This window comes from Polaromonas sp. JS666, from assembly GCF_000013865.1.
In the GTDB taxonomy this organism is placed as follows: domain Bacteria; phylum Pseudomonadota; class Gammaproteobacteria; order Burkholderiales; family Burkholderiaceae_C; genus Polaromonas.
The window spans coordinates 5,037,836-5,056,713 of the sequence record NC_007948.1 but is presented as its reverse complement, the minus strand read 5'-3'; the positions used below and the strand labels follow the sequence as shown (position 1 = coordinate 5,056,713).

Below are 18,878 nucleotides of genomic sequence, written 5' to 3'. Positions count from 1 at the left end.
ATGATCAAAACCTTGACTTGTCATTGCGGGCCTGACCCGCAATCCATGGATCCCGGATCGGGCCTGCCCCGGACTTGATCCGGGGTCCGGGATGACAAACCAGGGGCAGGGGCTTGACTGAACCGTAGTGGGGTCAGGGTTCGCGTTTCGAAGGCGCACTTTTCAACCTTTCAGCTTCTTGAAGTCACCGGGTTCGGTGCGCTCCGGCGACCCCTGACGCCATGCCCGAAGCCAGCCTCCGGAAACAACGAACCGTGGGAAGGTGATCCACTGCTCAAGGAAGATGCGACAGACCGCGTTCGCAGCGCTTGTGAATGGTTCGGGTGGATTTTCTTCCTGGCGATGCCCCCGACCCTGGAGCGCAACGGAGACAACCATTGCGGCAAGCGAAGTCAGACCCCAGAACCATGAGCGTTCAGCGAGCGAGGCAACAAGCCCGGCATTGCCCGCCAGGAACAGTGGTACGACGGCGATATGAAGAAGCAGGTTTGCGCGCGAGCGGTGGTACCTTGAGTACCCGCTCCACTGCCACTTGAGTAATTCGAAGACGCCCATGTCAATTCCCTTTGAAGAGCCCCGGCTTTAACGAATCCGGACTGCTCACTGCTTTAAGCCTGCTCATAGGCCTGCTGCAGGCGTTTGATGTCAATCTTGCGCATCTGCAGCATGGCTTTCATCACGGCGCCCGCCTTGGCGGGGTTCTTGTCGCCCAACAACTCGCCCAGGGCGGTGGGAATGATCTGCCACGACACGCCGTATTTGTCTTGCAGCCAGCCGCACTGGTTGGTCACGCCGCCTTCGGAGAATTTGTCCCACAACTCGTCGACTTCTTCCTGCGTCTGGCAGTTCACGAACAGCGAGATGGCCGGCGTGAAACTGAAGTGCGGGCCACCGTTGAGCGCCATGAACTCCTGCCCTTCGAGCTGGAAGGTGCCGGTCATCACCGTTCCCTTCGGCCCTGGGCCCTCCTCGCCATAGCGCCTCAGCATGGTGATCTTCGAGTTCCTGAAGAGGGAGACATAGAAATTCATGGCTTCCTCGGCCTGGTCGTTAAACCACAGGAAGGGGGTGATTTTCTGCATGGGTCTGCTCCTTGGTGTCCTGGTTTTTCGGGCTGGCCGTGGGTTGCGTGGCGGGTAAAACGGAAGTATTGTGTACACCGTACACAAAAGAATAGCAAAGATAATGGACGCTGTCCACATAAATGCGTAACAAGCCATGACAACCGCGTCCAAGCCCCCTGCGGCACGCAGTACCTACCGCCACGGCGACCTGCGGCGCGCGCTGCTGGAGGCGGGTGTGGCGCTGGCGCGCGCGGGCGGGCCCGAGGCCGTGGTGCTGCGCGAAGCCACGCGGCGCGCCGGGGTGGCGCCCAACGCCGCCTACCGGCATTTCGACAGCCGGCAGGCCTTGCTCCGGGCCGTGCGTTCGGCTGCGCTGGCGGCCGTGGCCCGAGCGATGGAAGCCGAGCTGGCCGCGCTGCCGCAGGATTTGCCGCCGGCCGAATTCGCCCGCGCCAATGTGCGCGCGGTGGGCACGGGCTACCTGCGGTTTGCGCAGGCCGAAACAGGCCTCTTTCGCACGGCCTTTGCCGCATCCGACGACCTGAAGGAAAGAGCCCAGGGCCGCCCTGCCGATGCCGAGCGGTCCGGGCAGAGCGGCCTGGACCCGTTCGAGCTGCTGGGCGCCGCGCTCGACAAACTGGTGGACGCCGGCGTGCTGCCTCCGGAACGCCGCCCCGGCGCCGAGTTCCTGGCGTGGTCGGCGGTGCACGGCCTGGCCATGCTGGTCATTGACGGCCCGCTAGGGCCCGTCATCGGCCCGCAAATGCAGCAAATCGGCCAGCGCCTGCTGGACATGGTGGAAAAAGGTTTGTAAGGGGACTCCAGCGACGCGAGGCGCAAGCAAGTGCCCGCGCAGAAGTCTTTCTCCCCTTACCGATCCCACTGATCCTCTTACTCGCGCGCAGGCCGCCTTCCTGCGCATAGGCCGCGGCATACACGCGCCGGTTGGCCTCGCGCACCGAGCGTTTGGGGCCGCCGGCAAAGTCGCCGCTCCGTCAACCCGCCCGCCCCATCACATCCGCCACCCAGTCCACAAACACCCGCACGCGCGGCGACAGCTGGCGCGAGTGCGGGTACAGCACCGACACCGGCATGGGCGCGGGCCTGAAGGCCGGCAGCACCTCCACCAGCGTGCCTTCTTTCAGCCGCGCCGCCACGTGATAGCGCGGCACCTGGATCAGGCCCAGGTGCGCGGCGCAGCAGGCCGCATAAGCGTCGGCGTCGGTCACCGCCACCGAGCCCTTGAGCTGCAGCTGGCGCTCAGCACCCTCCACGAGGAAGTCAAAGGGCAAAGGTTTGCCGGTGCGGGTCGAGAGGAAGTTGACGGCGCGGTGCCCGCGCAGCGCCTCCACCGTGTCGGGCGTGCCGTGCCGGGCCAGGTACTCGCGGCTGGCGCAGGTGACCTGCTCCAGTAAAGCCACGCGGCGCCCCACCATGCTGGACTCCGTCAGCTCGCCCACGCGCAGCACGCAGTCCACGCCCTCGCGCACCAGATCCACCAGCCGGTCGCCCATGCCGATTTCGAGTTCGATGTCCGGGTAGCGCTCAAAGAATTGCCCAATGACCGGCAGCAAAAAATGCTTGGCCAGCGTGCCGTGCAGGTCCACGCGCAGCTTGCCCCGGGGCTTGCTGCCCACGTTGACGAAAGCCGACTCGGCCTCTTCCAGATCGGTCAGGAGGCGCAGGCAGCGTTCGTAGTAAGCCGCGCCGTCCTGCGTGGGGCTCACATGGCGTGTGGTGCGATGCAAGAGCCGCGCGCCCAGGCGCTTTTCGAGTTGCTGCACCGCATGCGTCACCGTGGCGCGCGGCAGCTGCAGGTCGTCGGCCGCCTTGGTGAAACTGCCCAGCTCCACGATGCGGGTGAAGAGCTGCATGGAATGAAACCGGTCCACTAGCTAGCGCCCCCACGGTTGCTCACTGCGTGTAGCGCCCTGCCCCCCGAGGGGGCCGCTGCGCCTGCGGCCCGGCGAAGCCGGTTCCGCGGCCCCTGCTTGCATGTCGGGTCTTCCCGGTGGCTGTTGGCTGAGCGCGCTCTGTCGATCATTTTGTTCATCGAATTGTTGGTATTTATTGAACAGTGATGGCAAGTTTACGGTATTTATCGCATGTGGATTGAATAGAACAATACCTTCACTGACTCACCAAAAGCGCACAACACACCAGGCGCCTCGGGCGATCAGAGCCAACCAATCTTTATCAATCTCAGGAGTTCCAAATGACCGCTTCAGCAAATCAGGTTACCCAAGCCACCCAAACCGCCATCGTCACCGGCGCTTCGCGCGGCATCGGCGCTGCCATCGCCCAGCGCCTGGCCAAAGAAGGCTACGCCGTCGTCGTCAACTACGCCGGCAAGGCAGACGAAGCCCAGGCCGTGGTGCAATCCATCACGTCCGCCGGCGGCCAAGCCGTCGCCGTGCAGGCCGACGTGTCAAGTTCCGCCGCCGTCAAAGCCCTGTTTGACGAAACCATCCAGGCCTTCGGCCGCGTCGACGTGCTCATCAACAACGCCGGCATCATGCCGCCCACCCTGCCGCAGCTGGCCGACACCGACGACGACACCTTTGACCGTCTCTTCGCTGTCAACGTCAAGGGCACCTTCAACACCCTGCGCGAAGCCGGCGCCCGCCTGCAGCACGGCGGGCGCATCGTTAACTTCTCGACCAGCGTGATCGGCCTGGCGCTGCCCGGCTATGCGGTGTACGGCGCCACCAAGAGCGCGGTGGAAACCTTCACCAACATCATGGCCAAGGAGCTGCGCGGCAAGAACATCCGCGTCAACGCCATCGCACCCGGCCCCACCGCCACCGCGCTTTTCCTGGACGGCAAGACGCCCGAAACGATTGAGCGCATGTCCAAAATGGCGCCGCTCGAGCGCCTCGGCACGCCCGAAGACATCGCCAGCGCCGTCGCTTTCCTGGTCAGCGAAGACGCCGGGTGGGTCAACGGCCAGACACTGCGCGCCAACGGTGGCGTGGTCTGAGAGGACATGAATCTTTCTACTGCGCGGACCGATCTCGGGCCTGTGCTCCTCGCCGTACGTGAGTACGGCTGCGGTGCTCGACCCGACCTCGGCCCGCTCGCTACGAAATCTTCACGCCCTCTCGTCACCGCTCGACACCAAGCACTCGCAACCAAGGACTTATCAATGACATCTACCTCTACCTCCACTGCGCGCCGCGCGCCGTCGCCTGCGCTGTTCCTGATGCTGACCGTCGCCGCGGCCGTGACGGCAGCACTGGCTGCCGGGCTCACCGCCATGCTGGCGCTGCCGGTCTGGGCCATGTTCATCGGCTGGGTCGCGTTTTTTACGCGCGGCATCAGTGCGCGGGACGGCGCGGTCAATGCCCTATGCGTTGCGCTCGGCCTGGGCTTCGGCATGGCCGCTGCGCTGGGGCTGGGCGCATTGGGCCCCGCGCTGGGTGCGCTGGCCTTGCCACTGGTGGTGTTCGCGGTGGCGGTGGTGGTCGTCTCGCTGCGCGCCGCGCCGGTGTTCAACAACATCCTGTGCTACTTCCTTGGCCTGATTGCCTTCTTTGCCTCGCACCTGCAACCGTCACCGGCGGCCTTTGCGGAGCTGGCAAGCGCGGTTGCTCTGGGCTCTCTGGCGGCCTGGATTGCCCATGCGCTGCAACACCGCATGACCCGTGCAGCCTGATTCCCTCCAATCACTTCAATCACTTCAATCACGTAAATTTTCAGAAAGATCCTCATCATGAAATCCGTCATCCTCGTCACCGGCGCCTCCACCGGCATTGGCCACCTCACCTCCCGCGCACTGGCCCGGGCCGGCCACACGGTCTATGCCAGCATGCGCGACACCGAAGGCCGCAACGCACCCAAGGTGCGGGAGCTGCGCGACTGGAGCTTTGCCAACGGCCATGACCTGCGCGCCGTCGAACTCGACGTGCTGTCACAGGCCTCGGCCGATGCCGCCGTGGCCCACATCCTGGCTGAGCAGGGCCGCCTCGACGTCGTGGTGCACAACGCCGGCCACCTGGTCGTCGGCCCCACCGAGGCCTTCACGCCGGAAGAAATCATCAAGGTCATGGACACCAACTTCCTCGGCAGCCAGCGCGTCAACCGCGCCGTGTTGCCGGGCATGCGGCAGAAGGAAGCCGGCCTCGTCCTGTGGGTCAGCAGCACCACGGTGCGCGGCGGCTTTCCGCCCTTCCTCGGCCCTTATGCGGCCGCCAAGGCCGCCATGGATTCGATGGCGGTCACCATGTCCTATGAGCTGGCCCGCTTCGGCATCGAGACCTCCATCGTCGTCCCCGGCGCTTTCACCCGCGGCACGGCGCACTTCCCCAACGCCGGCAAACCCGCCGACGCCGCCACGGCCGGCGCCTATGCGCGGTACGACGGCGTGATGGACCAGGTGGGCGAACGGCTGTCAGCGCTGACGCCCGACAATGCCGACCCGCAAGCCGTGGCCGACGAGATCGCCCGCATCGTGGGCCTGCCGCACGGCACCCGGCCCTTCCGCTCGGTGATCGATTTCATCGACGACGGCGCCGCTGCCGTGACCGAGGTGGCGGAACGCGTGCGCGAGGAGTTTGCGCACCGCATCGGGATCGCCGACATGCTGAAGCCCACCGTGCTGCGGGAAGCGCAGCAGGCCTGAGCCATCCGCTTCGGCCTCGGGGCGGCGGCATGGGCTGCCGCCCGCTAGCCTTGCCCCACAACCCAGCAATGCAATAAATCAACCCAACGGCGAGCTCACCATGAACACCCTCTCAACCCTCATCCTCGGCCGGGTCTTGCTGGCCCTGGCCTTCGTCGGGCCCGGTGCGGCCCACCTCATCGATTCGCTGCGGCAACGCAACCATGTCCAGGCCGCCATTGGCGCCGTCGAGGTCTCGGCCGGCCTGGCATTGATGTTCGGATGGCAGGTCCGCTGGCTGGCGCTGGCGGCGGCGCTCTTCCTGGTGGTGGACGCCTTCCTGGCGCACGCCTTCTGGAGCGCCATCCCGCAGGACCAGCGCAACCAGCTGCTGCATTTTTTCAAAAATGTTGCGCTTGCGGGTGCTTTCATCATGTTCGCCGCGGTTGATGGGCAGGTGACGTATCCAGCGCAGCGTTAAGAGACACGGCAAGTGATGCCCTGCTGTGGCTTGGACTTGTCTCCAGGCTGCAAGCTTGCTGGCCACGAGCCTGGCCGAGTCTGTGTAAGACCTTATTTGCAAGCAGGATTCGTTTATTTCGAATATTTCGTTTAATTCGAATAAGTGCTACTATCAATTCCAAGCCGCAAAGTCAACTGCGCGAAGGAAATTCCCATGAGAGATCAAGAAGTTCTTGACCCGGCCAGCGAGGCCGAAGCTGAGATGGCGGCGGTCGCTCATCAATGCCTTGTCACGGCCTTGGATCACTCGAAGGCCGATCAGATCGAAGTGATTCTCGAACTGCCTCCGGACGGCGACCATAGGCACGAGACGCCTGTTTTGAAACTGCCGCCGCGCGCGCTGCAGTTCTTTGCCGATGTGTTGCGCCAGATGGCAAAGCGCGAACCGATGTTGCTGGTCCCCCAAAAACACGAACTCACGACGCAGGAAGCGGCCAATTTTTTGAACGTGTCGCGTCCCTTCGTCATCAAGGAGATCGAAGCGAATCGGTTGAAGTGCCGCAAGGTCAACCGTCACCGCCGCATTGAATTCGAAGAGCTGCGTCGCTACCAGCTTGAGCAGCAACAGAAATCGGAACAGGCGCTTCAAGCCCTTACCAAACTGTCCGAAGATCTGGGGCTGGAGTTTTAATTGGCGGGCTCATCGCGGTACACGGCCATACTCGACGCCAATGTTCTCTATCCCCAGTTGCTTCGTGACACGCTTCTGAGCCTGGCCGTGGAGCGCCTGTATCACGCGCGATGGAGTGTCACGATTCACGACGAGTGGACCCGTAATCTCGCAAAAGATCGTCCCGACCTGGCCGCCAAGCTGCCGGCAGTGATCGCGTTGATGAATGCCAGCGTTCCCGACTGCCTGGTGACCAATTACGAGCAGCTTGCAAACAATATCGAATTGCCAGACGCCGACGACCGGCATGTGGTTGCTGCCGCTATCGTTGGCCATGCAGACGCAATCGTCACGTTCAACACCAAGGACTTTCCTGAAGCCGTTCTGCAGCCCTATGGTATTGAAGTGCAGCACCCGGATGAGTTCGTGATGAATCAGTTGCAGTTGCAAAAGATATCTGCGCTAAGCGCCATCAAAAAAATGCGCAGCCGATGGACGAATCCTGTACGGCCCGCAGAAGAGTTGATTGCGGCGTTCGAGAAACGTGGCTTGCCCCTCACCGCCGACTTGCTGCGTGAGGCCTTGACCTTGATCTGATGGAGCAGGCCTTGCTGGTTGCGGCAAGCGCACCGTCGCTCTGCCTGCCCATGCCAAAAATATGGTTTAGAAAAGACTACCGAGGCCCGCGCATTGGCGGTCCTGGCGGTGGGCTCTACCGTGGAGCCTTGACAGCGCTGTAGCTGGTCATCAGGTTGCGGTAATCGGGAATGTGGTTGGCAAACAGGGTGCCCAGGCCTTCCACATCGTTGCGCCAGTCGCGGTGCAGCTCACAGGCCAGGCCAAACCAGGTCATCAGCTGTGCGCCGGCTTCCGACATCCGGTTCCAGGCCGAGTGGCGAGTGACTTCGTTGAACGTGCCCGACGCATCGGTCACCACGAACACTTCAAAGCCTTCGGCCAGTGCCGACAGCGCGGGGAAGGCCACGCAGACTTCGGTTACCACGCCGGCGATGATGAGCTGCTTGCGACCGGTCGCCTTGACCGCCTTCACGAAGTCTTCGTTGTCCCACGCATTGATCTGGCCCGGCCGCGGAATGAAGGCCGCATCGGGCAGCGTCTGCTTCAGCTCGGGCACCAGGGGGCCGTTGGGGCCGTCCTCGAAGCTGGTGGTCAGCACGGTCGGCAGCTTGAAGTACCTGGCGATGTCGGCCACCGCCAGCACGTTGTTCTTGAACTTGTCGGGCTCGATGTCGCGCACCAGCGACAGCAGGCCGGCCTGGTGATCGACCAGCAGCACGGCGGCCTGGTTTTTGTCGAGACGACGGTATGGATTTGACATGGCTATTCTCCTGAAGTGATAAACAAGGGTTGATTGACAAAGTGACAAAGCCCGGCTGGGCGATGGGCGAGATGCCCGGGGGAAACCCGCCCGCAGGCGGGGCTGTGGCCCGGCCCATCGCAGGGCCGGATCCGCTTGCTCAGTGCGCCGTCTGGCTGATCCGCCCGAAGCGGCCGGCGTTGAAGTCGTTGATGGCGGTGGTGATTTCGGCCTGCGTGTTCATGACGAAGGGGCCATGGCCCACGATGGGCTCGTTGATCGGCTCGCCGCTCAGCACCAGCAGCACGGCGTCGCTGTTCGCCTCCAGGCTCAAGCCATCGCCCTCGCGCTCCAGCAGCGCCATCTGCGCTTCGCGCACCACCTCGCCGTTGACCAGCACCGTGCCGTGCAACACCACCACGGCGGCGGTGTGGCCTGGGGGCAAAGTCAGTTCGGCTTGCTGGTCCCTTCCCAGCCGGACATCCCACACATTGATGGGCGTGAAGGTCTGGGCGGGTCCCTGTGCGCCTTCGTAACGCCCGGCGATGACACGCACGCTGCCCGCAGCATCGGGCAGGGCCACTGACGGGATCTGCTCATCCACGATGCCCTGGTAGCGCGGCGCGGCCATCTTGTCTTTGGCGGGCAGGTTGACCCACAGCTGCACCATCTCCAGCGTGCCGCCCTGCTGCGTGAATGCGGGCGAATGAAATTCCTCATGCAGGATGCCCGAGGCCGCCGTCATCCACTGCACATCACCCGGGCCGATCACGCCGCCGCTGCCGGTGGAGTCCTGGTGCGCGACCTCGCCTTTGTAAACGATGGTCACCGTTTCAAAACCCCGGTGCGGGTGCGTGCCCACACCGCGCCGCTCGCCGGGCGTGCTGGCGGGCTTGAACTCCGCCGGACCGGCGTAGTCGAGCAACAAAAACGGGCTCACATGCTGGCCCAGCGTGTCGTAGCTGAAGAGCGAACGCACCGGAAAACCATTGCCCACCCAGTGCGGGCGGGGGCTGCTGTAAATACCCAGAACCTTCTTCATGACCTGCTCCTAAAAAAGTGACTGCAGAAAAAACTGCCATGCACGAAAGATAGTTCCGGAACGATGAATCCGGTAGTTGGCTAAATTTGCCATCAGCGTTCTATTTAAGGAACAATGACAGCATGCAGGACCTCAACGACCTTTATTACTTTGTGCAGGTGGTCGAGCACCAGGGCTTTGCGCCCGCAGGCCGTGCGCTGGGTAGCCCGAAGTCCAAGCTGAGCCGGCGCGTCGCCCTGCTGGAAGAGCGCCTGGGCGTGCGCCTGATCCAGCGCTCGACCCGCCGCTTTGCCGTCACCGAGATCGGCCAGGAGTACTACCGGCATTGCCTGGCCATGCTGGTCGAGGCCAACGCGGCGCAGGAGGTGATTGACCGCGTCAGTTCCGAGCCGCAGGGCACCGTGCGCATGAGCTGCCCCACGGCCCTGCTCGACTACCAGCTCGGCGACGTGCTGGCGCGCTTCATGGCCGCCTGCCCCCGCGTGCAGGTGCAGCTGGAGAGCACCAACCGCCGCGTCGACGTGATTGGCGAGGGTTTTGACATCGCCATTCGCGTGCGCTTTCCGCCGCTCGAAGACACCGACCTCGTCATGCGCGTGCTGGGCGAGAGCACCCAGCGCCTGGTGGCCAGCCCCGGGCTGCTCAAGGCCCGCGGCTTGGTCGCGCCGCTGCTGCCGGCCGACCTGGGCCACCTGCCCAGCCTCGATGAAGGCCCGCCGCACCGCGAGCATGCCTGGCACCTGTTGGGCCCCAACGGCGCCAGCGCGGTGGTGCACCACACGCCGCGCCTCATCAGCGACGACCGGCTGGCCTTGCGCCTGGCCGCGCTGCAAGGCGTGGGCGTGTTGCAGCTGCCGACGATGATGGTGCGGCAAGACCTGGCGCAGGGGCTGCTGGTTGACCTGCTGCCCCAGTGGCGGCCGCGGGCGGCCATCGTGCACGCCGTGTTTCCGTCGCGCCGCGGCCTGCTGCCGGCGGTGCGTGAGCTGATCGATTTCCTGGCGCTGGAATTTGCCAAGCCTGCCCTGGCAGAGCGCGGTGATGTGCCGGAGCTGGCTGCGCCATGAAGGATGGCGCCCATCACCCTGGGTTAGAGTGGTCCACGTTGCTCCGCTGAACGTATCCCAACCACACCATGCGCACCTACGCTTCGGTCTTTTTACTGGCCACCGGCCTTCTCCTGTCGGCCTGCTCCTCGCAACGCATGCAGCTATCAAAAAGTAGAGAAATTTCTTTCGGCTGCAAGCCGTGGCCGTTGTCATGCGGTGATTATTCAGGATATTCGCCGCACAATTTGCGGTGAATAAGCCATAATCACCGCATGTCCCACAATGCCGAGCCGCTCTACATCTGGCAGCAACCCGACTGGCCGCACTGGCGCTTTGACGCCGCTGCCCTGGCTGAGCCGCTGGCGCAGGTGCACCGCGCACAGGGCCATCTGCTGGGGCGCATGGCCGAGCTGGGGCTGGCGCAGCGCGAGCAGGCCACCCTGCAGGTGCTGACGCAAGAGGTCATCAAAACCAGTGAAATTGAAGGCGAGCGGCTTGACCTGGAGGCCGTGCGCTCGTCCATCGCGCGCCGGCTGGGCGTGGACATCGGTGCGCTGGCGCCTGGCGACCGGCAGGTGGACGGCGTGGTGGACATGGTGCTGGACGCCACCAGCCGGTTCGATGAGCCCCTGACAGCTGAGCGCCTGTTTGGCTGGCATGCCGCCCTGTTTCCCACCGGCTACAGCGGCATGACGCGCATCCGCGTCGGCGCGTGGCGCGATGATGCCAGCGGCCCCATGCAAGTCGTCTCGGGTTCCATCGGCCGGCAAAAAGTGCACTACGAAGCGCCTCCCGCCCACACGCTGGCCGCATTGACCGACACCTTCTTGCAGTGGTTCAACGCCAGTGCAACGGGCGATGCCCTCATCAAAGCCGGCCTGGCCCACCTGTGGCTGGTCACGCTGCACCCGTTTGACGACGGCAATGGCCGCATCTCACGCGCCGTGGGCGACATGGCGCTGGCGCGCGCGGAGGGCACCCACCAGCGTTTCTACAGCCTCAGTGCCCGAATCCAGCGCGAACGCAAAGACTATTACGACCAACTCGAGGCCACCCAAAAAGGCCCGCTGGACGTGAGCCCCTGGCTGGCCTGGTTTCTCGGCTGCCTCCTGCGCGCCGTGCAAGGCGCAGAGGACACCCTGGCCAATGTGCTGGGCAAGGCACAGTTCTGGCAGCGCTGGGCGGGCACGCCCATGAACGAGCGGCAAATCAAACTGATCAACCGCCTGCTCGACGGTTTTGAGGGCAAACTCACCACCGCCAAATGGGCGGCCATTGCCAAGTGCTCTGCGGATACCGCACTACGGGATATCAGCGATTTGCTGGCGCGCGGAGTGTTGCGCAAGCTGGAGGGTGGCGGGCGGAGCACGGGGTATGGCTTGACCGAAAACTGAGGCCCCCGGCAGCGAGCAGCCGGCCCGCGCGAAAGGCCGGCGGCGTGTGAGTTGAGGACCCCCGCTCTACTCCTTCCCGCCTGTGGGGGAAGGTGGGGATGAGGGCTCCCCGCAGCATGTGCGAACGCGCTATTAGCCCCAAACCCCGTTCGGGCTGAGCTTGTCGAAGCCTTGTTGGCCTGCCTGCGACCCGACCCTTCGACCCTTCGACAAGCTCAGGGCAGGCGGAGTTCAGGGCGAACGGGGTTTGGGGCTGAACTGAACCGCATTGCTATTAATCCCGGTCCAGCCCAACAAAGATGTGCGCAAGCTGCCATGAAATAAATAGCGATTCTTGCGGGCCGCGTTGCCCCCATCCCCACCTTCCCCCAAAGGCGGGAAGGAGCACGAACAAGAGCAAGAGCAAGAGGCGCACCTCAAATCACATTTTTTTCCACCAACGCCCGCCCCTCCACCAGCCGCTGCACCGACAGCGGCGACAAGTCCAGGCTGGTGTAGGCGCCGTCGGCTATCCATTCGGCCAGGCCGCGCCCCACGGCCGGCGCCTGTTGCAGGCCGTGGCCGCTGAAGCCGTTGGCCAGCAGCAGATTGGGCAGGGCCGGGTGCGGCCCCAGCAGGGCATTCTGGTCATGGGTGTTGTACTCGTAGTAGCCGGCCCAGGCGCGCTGCTGGCGCACGGCCTCAAAGCCCGGCACCCGGTGCGCCAGCGCCAGCCAGGCCTGGTCGAACAAGTCGTAGTCGACTTCCAGCGGCGCGTCGTTGTCGTCTTGCGGCGGCGGCAGGCCGCAAATCCAGATGTCGCCTTCAGGCCGAAACCACAGCCCGCTCGGGTCAATCACCAGCGGGCAATCGGGCGTCCTGGCCGGGCTGGTGAACGCATACACACAGCGCCTGCGTCCATACACCGGCAAGTCCAGCCCGGTGCCAGCCAGCAGGGGCCGGGCCCAGGCGCCGGCCGCGTTCACGGCCCAGTCGCACGGCAGTTGCGCGCCGCCTTCCAGCGTCACCGCATGCACGCGGCCCTGGCTGTGCGCAAAACCGGTGGCTTGCGCCTTCACATACTGCACGCCCAGGCTGCGCGCCTTTTGCTTGAAGGCCATCAGCAGGCCGTAGCCGTCAAACCAGCCTTCGCCATTCAAGCCCAAAGAGGCCAGTGCCAGATCGCTCACCTGCAGCCAGGGGAAGCGTTGCTGCAGCACGGCCGGCTCCAGCAGCGCCACCTCCACGCCATGCGCACGCTGGGTGGCGTGGTTCTCGCGCAAGGTGGCCGCACCGGCTTCAGTGGCCAAATACAAATAGCCCTTTTCTGTCAGGCCGATATCGGGCACGTCGCCATCCACCGCCAGGTGCTGCTTGATGTTGCGCAAAAACTCAATGCCGAACTGCGAGATCGCAATGTTCACCGGCGCCGAGAACTGCTGGCGTATGGAGCTGGCCGACAGCGCCGAAGAGGCTTGCGCATAGGTCGGGTCGCGCTCCACCACGGTGACGTCGCCGCGAAAGCGCGGGTGCGTTGCCAAGAAATACGCGAGTGCGCTGCCGATCACGCCACCACCGGCGATGACCACTCTCTGCGTTGCCTGGCTCATCTTTTACTGCTCCCATCCTGGTTAGATAGTGATCATCCTACCGGCAAGCCACGCCCACGGTGGCGCCGCCCGCAAGCAGCTGGCAATGGGGTAAACAGGGAGTTTCTGAAATGAAGTTGCAGCGGCTCCCTCTGTATGATTGTCTTTGCCTCGCGGTGTGTTGTCCTTTCATCCTTGCCCAGCCAGGAGTCCCCATGAAAGTCAAGCTTCCCCTCTGCGGCTGCGTGCTTGCTGCCGCGTTGCTGGCCGCGCCCACGGCCGGGCAGGCGCAGGAACAGGCACCTGCGTTGCTGCCGCTGTGGGAGATCGGCGGGGTGGGCCTGGCCATGTCGCAGCAGGCCTACCCGGGCGCATCGCAGAACGTGAGCCGCGGCCTGGCGCTGCCTTACCTGATCTACCGCGGCAAGTACTTGCGCGCCGACCGCGAGAGCGTGGGCCTGCGCGCCTTCAGCACGCCGCAGTTTGAGCTCGATGTGGGTTTTGCCGCCGCTTTCGGCTCCCGCTCGGACGAAGTGGACGCGCGCCGCGGCATGCCCGACCTGGGCACCCTGGTGGAGTTCGGGCCCCGCCTCAAGTGGCACCTGGGCCAGGGGCCGGCCAATGGCCGCCTGCGGGCCGAGTTTGCGCTGCGCGGCGTGTTTGACCTGGATGACAGGCTCAGCCACAAAGGCATCTCCTTCGAGCCCCGGCTGATCTACGAGTGGCAGGGCAGCGGCGGCTGGAGCTACGGCACCAACGTCGGCGCCGTGATGGGCAACCGGCGGCTGGCCGACACTTATTACGGCGTGGCGCCCGCCTATGCCCTGCCGGGCCGGCCGGCCTACGCGGCCGAAAGCGGCCTGATCAACTGGCGCCTTGGGCTCAATGTGTCGCGCGACATGACGCCCAACCTGCGCCTCTTCGGTTTTGCCTGGTTCGACTCCGTTGCAGGCGCCGCCAACAGGGCAAGCCCGCTGGTGCAAAGAACCGCGGGCACCAGCGTCGGCGTCGGCCTGACCTACACCTTCGCACGGTCGGCCACGCTGGTGCGCGACTGAGAGAGTGAGAGTTTTTCGATTTCACTCCCTCTCCCTCTGGGAGAGGGCGGGGGTGAGGGTCGGCGAGTGGCCACAACGCTGGAGCACAGCCCCTCACCCCAACCCTCTCCCCAAAGGGGCGAGGGAGGAAATGCCGTCGCTTCGAAAAACTCTCAGCCTCTGAGCCGGCCTTGAATCTCCCGCCGTCCGCCACAATAATCCAAAGCACAGGTGATTCGCCACTCATCACTCACCACCCTTCGCCGGTAACCGCGCAACGGCTACCCCCTACGTCCTGGAACACCACCGTCATGCCCCAACACATCGGAATCGTCGGTTGCTCCGCCGAAGGCGCAGCGCTTTGTTATAAAACCATCTGCATCGAAGGCGCGCAACTGCTCGGCCCGCACGCGCATCCCGAGGTGTCGATGCACACCCACTCGCTGGCCGACTACGTGACTTGCCTCGACGCAGGCGACATGAAAGGCGTGGGCGAGTTGATGCTGTCCTCGGCCCGCAAGCTCGCCGCGGCCGGCGCCGATTTTCTGATCTGCCCCGACAACACCATCCACCAGGCGTTTGCCGACGTCGAGCCGCGCTCGCCGCTGCCCTGGCTGCACATCGCCGAGGTCGTGGCCGCAGAGGCCGCCCGGCGCGGCTTTCGCCGCCTCGGCATCACCGGCACCCGCTGGCTCGTCGACAGCGAGGTCTATCCGCAAAAGCTCACCGCGCGCGGGCTGTCCTATATGCGCCCGAACCATGCTGAGCGAGACGAGATCAACCGCATCATCATGAGCGAGCTGGTGTGCGGCGTCATCAAGCCCGAGGGCACGGCCTATTTTCAGCAAGTCATCGCGCGCATGAAGGCCGAGGGTTGCGATGCCGTCATCCTCGGCTGCACCGAGATCCCGCTGATCATGAACGACGCCAACTCTCCGCTGCCGACGCTCGACTCCACGCGCCTGCTCGCGCGGGCGGCGCTGCGCCGGGCGGTGCAGGGCGCACGTGAAGCTCCCTCCCCCGCTGGGGGAGGGTTGGGGTGAGGGCCAGCGGCGACCAGCCAAGCACGGCGGCCCGACGCCCACGCCGTGAGCCCCCATCCTGGCCTTCCCCCAGCGGGGGAAGGAGATGATCAGCACCGCACGCGGTGTGTTAACTGAACCGTATTGCCTCTGGCCCCAACACGGTTCAGTCAAGGACCCATGAAGCTCCCTCCCCCGCTGGGGGAGGGTTGGGGTGAGGGCCAGCGGCGACCAGCCAAGCACGGCGGCCCGACGCCCACACCGTGAGCCCCCATCCCGGCCTTCCCCCAGCGGGGGAAGGAGATGATCGGCACTGCACGCGGTGGCGCCCGCACTCTTGAATGCCGCGCCGCGCTGACGGCAGCTGCGCCAACAGCCCGCATTTTCAGCGCGGCTGCTTCGTCACAAAGCCAATCACCAACCCCTTGGCCGTGACGGTAATCGTGCCCGGCTCCAGCCCCAGGCCATCGGCCAGCATCAGATCCTGCGGGCGCAGCCGGTGCACCACCACCTCCAGCAGCGTCTGCCCGGCAATGGCCGGCGCATAAGCCTCCAGCAGCGCAGCCGGCCCAGGCGGCAGGCCCGACAGCCGCAGTGAATTAACGCGCAGCTTATGAGCGCGTATCGACTGGTCGCTCGCCTCATAACGCAGTGCAAAGTCCACGTCGAAGATGCCGGTAGAGCTGTTCGCCAATGCCGGGCCAGCCGCATCGACAACCATCTCGGTGCCCAGGCGGTTCTGCTCGGGCAGCAGGCGCAGGCGCGGTGTCTGCAGGGTCAGGTCCAGCAGCCCGCCGACCGGGTAACGCATCGGGAATTTTTGCGCCACGGCCTCCTGCAGTTGTTCGCTTGACACCGTGTACTTCGGCTGGGCGCGCGCCTCCTGCGGCAGGGCCAACAGTCCGGCCCCGCCCAAGCCCATCCATATCGCCAAAGTCAGCAACAGTCCTCGTTTCATTCATGCCTTTCGTTGACCCATTGTGGCCCGGCACCGCCGTGCGGATAGCTGATAGGGTGCAGCAAAAGACCGCGCTGAATGTAAATCTTGGGTATGGGGTGCAACGTTGTGTGAGGCGGGTCAACAGTGTGCCGATATACGCCGTTGAACACGAAGCCATGCAAAAACCATGGTGATTTATCAACTGTATTCAAAGGACCCTCATGAACAAATTGCTCGCTACCCTGATGACCACCCTGATTGCCGGCGCTGCATTTGCACAGACGCCTGCGCCCGTGGCACCTGCCACCCCGGCTGTCGTCAAGGCAGAAGCCAAGGCCGAGAAGTCTGTAGCTGCGGCTGTGACCAGCGAAGCCAAGGTGGACGCCAAGGCTGACGTCAAGGTTGAAAAGGCAGAAGTGAACGCGGCTGAAAAGAAAACCAAAGCCCTGACCAAATCCGCAACGACCAAAGCCAAGGCACAGGCCAAAGCCGACAAGGCCGGCGCTGAAGACAAAACCAAGGCCACCGCCAAAGCTGAAAAGACCGATGCCAATGCCGATGTCAAAGCCGACAAGGCCGTCATCAAAGCCGACACCAAGGTAGACACCGTGCGCATCAAGGCTGCAGCCGACAAGGCCACCGCCAGCGCCGAAACCACCGCAGTCAAGGCAGAAGCCAAGGCCGACGTGAAAGCGGCTGGCAGCAAGTAATTGCCACGCGACGGCTGCAAGCCGTCTTGCCACTCTCAAAAAGACAGGCCGGGCCTGTCTTTTTTTATGGGCGCTTCAAAATCGAAAGGGCTGGCAGAAAAGTGTGTGCCGTCTATCGGCCCACCACCGAGCAACCCGCAAGAGAGCCGTGGCCTCAACTGATGTATGGTCAGCGTGATGCGAATCCTTCCAACACTTCTGCTGCTCTCGGCCTCCATGCTGGTCCATGCCCAGGCGACAAGGGGCGAGCAGGACGCCCTGGCCCTGGCGATCAAGTCGCAACAAATCCTGAACGAATACTCAGTCGGGGCAGTGGAGCCGGAGGCCATGAAGTACGCCCAGCGCCTGAAATTGACCAAGGCCGCCCTGGACGGGCAGCACAAGCAATGGCCCACGGTTGCCGACGGCAGCCCGGACCCGTCAGACAGATTCCGCGCCTGCAAAAGCGCGCTCGAACAGGCCTCAGCCGTCGCCGGGCTCTCCGGCATGAAGGCCACCCGTACGCTGGATGACCAGGTCTTTCATGCCGAGAAAGGCAAGCTGCAGACACTTCGCTCGGCGTGCGACGAGGCCGTCAAGCGCGCCGGGCTGCAACGCTAAAGCAGCATAAAGCGACATAAAGCGACATAAAGCGACATGAAGTGCAGCGGCTGATGCCGTTGCAGTAAACGCCGCTTATCGGCCCACCACCGACCAACCCGCCTTGAGGTTGGCCTTGTCGTTCTCGTACTCCCACGCGGTGCCGCAGCGGTCACAGCGGTACTTGGTGATGGTGACCAGATGGCCGCCACGCTTTTCCTGCCGGTTGTTGCCCTGCACCAGCTCCGGGTGCCCGGGGGCCTTGCGCCAGTTGCGCTGGATGCCGGCGCACGAGTCGCACAGCTCCATCTTCTTCAATTCGTTTTGTCGGTTCGTGTCTTCGGTCATGGTGCTGCTCTTGATGTGGGGGTGACGCCTGGCCCCCCGGTGCGGGTATCGGGGCTGGGCGTGTTGGGCTCCATTGTCGCGCCTTGACCGCTTGCCTGTCATGGCGGGCCCCGACCCGCCATCCATGCAACGCGTCACCCCCACGCGACGCAGGAGGCCGCCATGCCGTGGCTTGAAGCAAAATCGGCCTCCAGCCGCTTTACGAGCGGACGCAACCAGCTATCAAAGCAGGCGCGTTACCCACCCCGTCTGTCATTGCGGGCCTGACCCGCAATCCATGCCACGCATCGCCCTACACGTTGCGCAAGGCACGCAAACGCTGGTGCGCAGCGCCCTCCATGTCCACCGGCAACTGCTGTTTGGCATTCAGGTAGTGGTTGGTAAACACATCCAGATAAGCCTCCAGCGTCTGCGCCGCATGCGTTTCACCGGCCAGCTCCAGGCACAGGGCGGCTACTTCAGAAGTGCAAAAGTGGCTCTGTTCCCCAATCTGGCGCTTCGAGCGGCGCAGCTTATAGCGAGAGAGTTGCTCGCTCTGCAGGCTGAGCACAGGCAGGTGGTCCAGGTAAGGGCTCTTGCGAAACATCTTGCGCGCCTCGGGCCAAGTGGCGTCCAGCAACACAAACAGTGGCCGCTTGCCCTGCCGAACTTCGTTGCCGTCCTCGGCTTCGATGGGCGGCACCTCTGTCACCACCCGCCCGGCCGCCACAAACTCCCCTGGAAACACCAGATACGGCTGCCACTGCGTGTCGGCCAGCAGGGCCAGCAGCGCAGGGTCCACCTCGGTGCGCGCCCAGCCAAAGGCAAAGGTGCTAGAGACCACATCGGCAATCAGCCAGCCCGTGTTGCTGGGCTTGAGCGGCTCAATGTCGGCCATGATCAGGCACACCCCCGCGCGCACAGGCACTGCCGGGCGCAAGGCACACAGGCAGTGGCTAAGCACCAGGCGGCACCCGGCACAGCGCTCCCCGCGCGGACCGCCACGGGCCAGAAAGGGTTTGGAGCTACGCGCCAGGCGCGCGGTGCGCAGGCGGGAGACGGCGTGGGTCATGCGGATGGTTTGGACGCGCAACAA

Annotated in this window: 22 protein-coding genes; 13 read left to right on the top strand and 9 right to left on the bottom strand. The window is 64.3% G+C overall.

All coding sequences use genetic code 11. The features are described 5' to 3' along the window. Positions 1-162: 162 nt before the first annotated feature. Both BPRO_RS23870 and BPRO_RS23865 read right to left on the bottom strand, forming a co-directional pair. Entirely contained in the window at positions 163-555 is a 393-nt protein-coding gene (locus tag BPRO_RS23870; RefSeq protein ID WP_011485635.1) for a hypothetical protein, read from the bottom strand. 53 nt (positions 556-608) lie between these two features. Continuing rightward, positions 609-1,082 carry a VOC family protein gene (locus BPRO_RS23865; protein WP_011485634.1) on the bottom strand — a complete coding sequence of 158 codons (474 nt, stop codon included), beginning with the start codon at positions 1,080-1,082 and terminating at the stop codon, positions 609-611. A 136-nt stretch (positions 1,083-1,218) separates the two neighbouring features. On the opposite strand from BPRO_RS23865, the gene BPRO_RS23860 reads away from it, so the two are divergent. Continuing rightward, the gene (locus tag BPRO_RS23860; RefSeq protein ID WP_011485633.1) at positions 1,219-1,878 is read left to right on the top strand and encodes a TetR/AcrR family transcriptional regulator; all 660 of its coding nucleotides are present in this window, start codon (positions 1,219-1,221) and stop codon (positions 1,876-1,878) included. A 181-nt stretch (positions 1,879-2,059) separates the two neighbouring features. Here the strand turns inward: BPRO_RS23860 and BPRO_RS23855 are convergent, their stop codons facing one another. Then, the gene (locus BPRO_RS23855; RefSeq protein WP_011485632.1) at positions 2,060-2,956 is read right to left on the bottom strand and encodes a LysR family transcriptional regulator; all 897 of its coding nucleotides are present in this window, start codon (positions 2,954-2,956) and stop codon (positions 2,060-2,062) included. Between the two features lie 323 nt (positions 2,957-3,279). Here BPRO_RS23855 and BPRO_RS23850 point away from each other — a divergent pair, with 323 nt between their 5' ends. The 6 genes from BPRO_RS23850 (at position 3,280) to BPRO_RS23825 (ending at position 7,393) form a co-directional block, all read left to right on the top strand. Further along, positions 3,280-4,044 (top strand): glucose 1-dehydrogenase, encoded by a 765-nt coding sequence (locus BPRO_RS23850; RefSeq protein WP_011485631.1) that lies wholly within the window; start codon positions 3,280-3,282, stop codon positions 4,042-4,044. 165 nt (positions 4,045-4,209) lie between these two features. Continuing rightward, positions 4,210-4,719, top strand: coding sequence for a DUF1097 domain-containing protein (locus BPRO_RS23845; protein ID WP_011485630.1), 510 nt, complete (start codon positions 4,210-4,212; stop codon positions 4,717-4,719). 57 nt (positions 4,720-4,776) lie between these two features. Continuing rightward, the gene (locus tag BPRO_RS23840; protein ID WP_011485629.1) at positions 4,777-5,685 is read left to right on the top strand and encodes an SDR family oxidoreductase; all 909 of its coding nucleotides are present in this window, start codon (positions 4,777-4,779) and stop codon (positions 5,683-5,685) included. 100 nt (positions 5,686-5,785) lie between these two features. Continuing rightward, positions 5,786-6,145 carry a hypothetical protein gene (locus tag BPRO_RS23835; RefSeq protein ID WP_011485628.1) on the top strand — a complete coding sequence of 120 codons (360 nt, stop codon included), beginning with the start codon at positions 5,786-5,788 and terminating at the stop codon, positions 6,143-6,145. Between the two features lie 195 nt (positions 6,146-6,340). After that, a complete protein-coding gene (locus BPRO_RS23830; RefSeq protein WP_011485627.1) occupies positions 6,341-6,817 on the top strand; it encodes a helix-turn-helix domain-containing protein in 477 nt (158 codons plus the stop codon). Further along, a complete protein-coding gene (locus tag BPRO_RS23825) occupies positions 6,818-7,393 on the top strand; it encodes a PIN domain-containing protein (protein ID WP_011485626.1) in 576 nt (191 codons plus the stop codon). A gap of 115 nt (positions 7,394-7,508) precedes the next feature. Here the strand turns inward: BPRO_RS23825 and ycaC are convergent, their stop codons facing one another. Beyond that, the gene (ycaC, locus tag BPRO_RS23820) at positions 7,509-8,135 is read right to left on the bottom strand and encodes an isochorismate family cysteine hydrolase YcaC (protein WP_011485625.1); all 627 of its coding nucleotides are present in this window, start codon (positions 8,133-8,135) and stop codon (positions 7,509-7,511) included. A 139-nt stretch (positions 8,136-8,274) separates the two neighbouring features. Next, a complete protein-coding gene (locus BPRO_RS23815; protein ID WP_011485624.1) occupies positions 8,275-9,156 on the bottom strand; it encodes a pirin family protein in 882 nt (293 codons plus the stop codon). A 122-nt stretch (positions 9,157-9,278) separates the two neighbouring features. Between BPRO_RS23815 and BPRO_RS23810 the strand changes: the two genes are divergently transcribed. Together BPRO_RS23810 and BPRO_RS23805 are read left to right on the top strand one after the other, a co-directional pair. Next, positions 9,279-10,223: a LysR family transcriptional regulator gene (locus BPRO_RS23810; RefSeq protein WP_011485623.1), complete on the top strand. Its 945-nt coding sequence runs from the start codon at positions 9,279-9,281 to the stop codon at positions 10,221-10,223. Positions 10,224-10,477: 254 nt separating this feature from the next. Beyond that, positions 10,478-11,599, top strand: a complete 1,122-nt coding sequence (locus BPRO_RS23805; RefSeq protein WP_011485622.1) for a Fic family protein — start codon at positions 10,478-10,480, stop codon at positions 11,597-11,599. Positions 11,600-12,015: 416 nt separating this feature from the next. Here BPRO_RS23805 and BPRO_RS23800 read toward each other — a convergent pair whose 3' ends face one another. Then, positions 12,016-13,188: an NAD(P)/FAD-dependent oxidoreductase gene (locus BPRO_RS23800; protein WP_011485621.1), complete on the bottom strand. Its 1,173-nt coding sequence runs from the start codon at positions 13,186-13,188 to the stop codon at positions 12,016-12,018. A gap of 194 nt (positions 13,189-13,382) precedes the next feature. On the opposite strand from BPRO_RS23800, the gene BPRO_RS23795 reads away from it, so the two are divergent. Both BPRO_RS23795 and BPRO_RS23790 read left to right on the top strand, forming a co-directional pair. Beyond that, positions 13,383-14,225, top strand: a complete 843-nt coding sequence (locus tag BPRO_RS23795) for a MipA/OmpV family protein (RefSeq protein ID WP_041389052.1) — start codon at positions 13,383-13,385, stop codon at positions 14,223-14,225. A gap of 290 nt (positions 14,226-14,515) precedes the next feature. Then, positions 14,516-15,247 (top strand): aspartate/glutamate racemase family protein, encoded by a 732-nt coding sequence (locus tag BPRO_RS23790; protein WP_011485619.1) that lies wholly within the window; start codon positions 14,516-14,518, stop codon positions 15,245-15,247. A 364-nt stretch (positions 15,248-15,611) separates the two neighbouring features. On the opposite strand, the gene BPRO_RS23785 is transcribed toward BPRO_RS23790, so the two are convergent. Beyond that, positions 15,612-16,184, bottom strand: a complete 573-nt coding sequence (locus BPRO_RS23785; RefSeq protein ID WP_011485618.1) for a hypothetical protein — start codon at positions 16,182-16,184, stop codon at positions 15,612-15,614. Positions 16,185-16,387: 203 nt separating this feature from the next. On the opposite strand from BPRO_RS23785, the gene BPRO_RS23780 reads away from it, so the two are divergent. Both BPRO_RS23780 and BPRO_RS23775 read left to right on the top strand, forming a co-directional pair. Beyond that, on the top strand, positions 16,388-16,876 hold the full coding sequence (locus BPRO_RS23780; RefSeq protein WP_011485617.1) for a hypothetical protein: 489 nt from the start codon (positions 16,388-16,390) through the stop codon (positions 16,874-16,876). 177 nt (positions 16,877-17,053) lie between these two features. Continuing rightward, positions 17,054-17,476, top strand: coding sequence for a hypothetical protein (locus BPRO_RS23775; protein ID WP_157045863.1), 423 nt, complete (start codon positions 17,054-17,056; stop codon positions 17,474-17,476). Between the two features lie 75 nt (positions 17,477-17,551). Here the strand turns inward: BPRO_RS23775 and BPRO_RS23770 are convergent, their stop codons facing one another. Together BPRO_RS23770 and BPRO_RS23765 are read right to left on the bottom strand one after the other, a co-directional pair. Then, positions 17,552-17,803 carry a hypothetical protein gene (locus BPRO_RS23770; RefSeq protein ID WP_041389051.1) on the bottom strand — a complete coding sequence of 84 codons (252 nt, stop codon included), beginning with the start codon at positions 17,801-17,803 and terminating at the stop codon, positions 17,552-17,554. A gap of 292 nt (positions 17,804-18,095) precedes the next feature. Beyond that, positions 18,096-18,854: a tRNA-uridine aminocarboxypropyltransferase gene (locus BPRO_RS23765; RefSeq protein ID WP_011485614.1), complete on the bottom strand. Its 759-nt coding sequence runs from the start codon at positions 18,852-18,854 to the stop codon at positions 18,096-18,098. Between the last annotated feature and the right edge of the window lie 24 nt (positions 18,855-18,878).

Bases quoted from the DNA above. Each gene is read 5' to 3' on its own strand.
- BPRO_RS23785 (WP_011485618.1), bottom strand. From the start codon at position 16,184: ATGAAACGAGGACTGTTGCTGACTTTGGCGATATGGATGGGCTTGGGC.
- BPRO_RS23810 (WP_011485623.1), top strand. From the start codon at position 9,279: ATGCAGGACCTCAACGACCTTTATTACTTTGTGCAGGTGGTCGAGCAC.
- BPRO_RS23865 (WP_011485634.1), bottom strand. From the start codon at position 1,082: ATGCAGAAAATCACCCCCTTCCTGTGGTTTAACGACCAGGCCGAGGAA.
- BPRO_RS23765 (WP_011485614.1), bottom strand. From the start codon at position 18,854: ATGACCCACGCCGTCTCCCGCCTGCGCACCGCGCGCCTGGCGCGTAGC.
- ycaC (WP_011485625.1), bottom strand. From the start codon at position 8,135: ATGTCAAATCCATACCGTCGTCTCGACAAAAACCAGGCCGCCGTGCTG.
- BPRO_RS23790 (WP_011485619.1), top strand. From the start codon at position 14,516: ATGCCCCAACACATCGGAATCGTCGGTTGCTCCGCCGAAGGCGCAGCG.
- BPRO_RS23835 (WP_011485628.1), top strand. From the start codon at position 5,786: ATGAACACCCTCTCAACCCTCATCCTCGGCCGGGTCTTGCTGGCCCTG.
- BPRO_RS23805 (WP_011485622.1), top strand. From the start codon at position 10,478: ATGTCCCACAATGCCGAGCCGCTCTACATCTGGCAGCAACCCGACTGG.
- BPRO_RS23860 (WP_011485633.1), top strand. From the start codon at position 1,219: ATGACAACCGCGTCCAAGCCCCCTGCGGCACGCAGTACCTACCGCCAC.
- BPRO_RS23870 (WP_011485635.1), bottom strand. From the start codon at position 555: ATGGGCGTCTTCGAATTACTCAAGTGGCAGTGGAGCGGGTACTCAAGG.
- BPRO_RS23840 (WP_011485629.1), top strand. From the start codon at position 4,777: ATGAAATCCGTCATCCTCGTCACCGGCGCCTCCACCGGCATTGGCCAC.
- BPRO_RS23830 (WP_011485627.1), top strand. From the start codon at position 6,341: ATGAGAGATCAAGAAGTTCTTGACCCGGCCAGCGAGGCCGAAGCTGAG.
- BPRO_RS23845 (WP_011485630.1), top strand. From the start codon at position 4,210: ATGACATCTACCTCTACCTCCACTGCGCGCCGCGCGCCGTCGCCTGCG.
- BPRO_RS23850 (WP_011485631.1), top strand. From the start codon at position 3,280: ATGACCGCTTCAGCAAATCAGGTTACCCAAGCCACCCAAACCGCCATC.
- BPRO_RS23815 (WP_011485624.1), bottom strand. From the start codon at position 9,156: ATGAAGAAGGTTCTGGGTATTTACAGCAGCCCCCGCCCGCACTGGGTG.
- BPRO_RS23800 (WP_011485621.1), bottom strand. From the start codon at position 13,188: ATGAGCCAGGCAACGCAGAGAGTGGTCATCGCCGGTGGTGGCGTGATC.
- BPRO_RS23770 (WP_041389051.1), bottom strand. From the start codon at position 17,803: ATGACCGAAGACACGAACCGACAAAACGAATTGAAGAAGATGGAGCTG.
- BPRO_RS23780 (WP_011485617.1), top strand. From the start codon at position 16,388: ATGAACAAATTGCTCGCTACCCTGATGACCACCCTGATTGCCGGCGCT.
- BPRO_RS23795 (WP_041389052.1), top strand. From the start codon at position 13,383: ATGAAAGTCAAGCTTCCCCTCTGCGGCTGCGTGCTTGCTGCCGCGTTG.
- BPRO_RS23775 (WP_157045863.1), top strand. From the start codon at position 17,054: ATGCGAATCCTTCCAACACTTCTGCTGCTCTCGGCCTCCATGCTGGTC.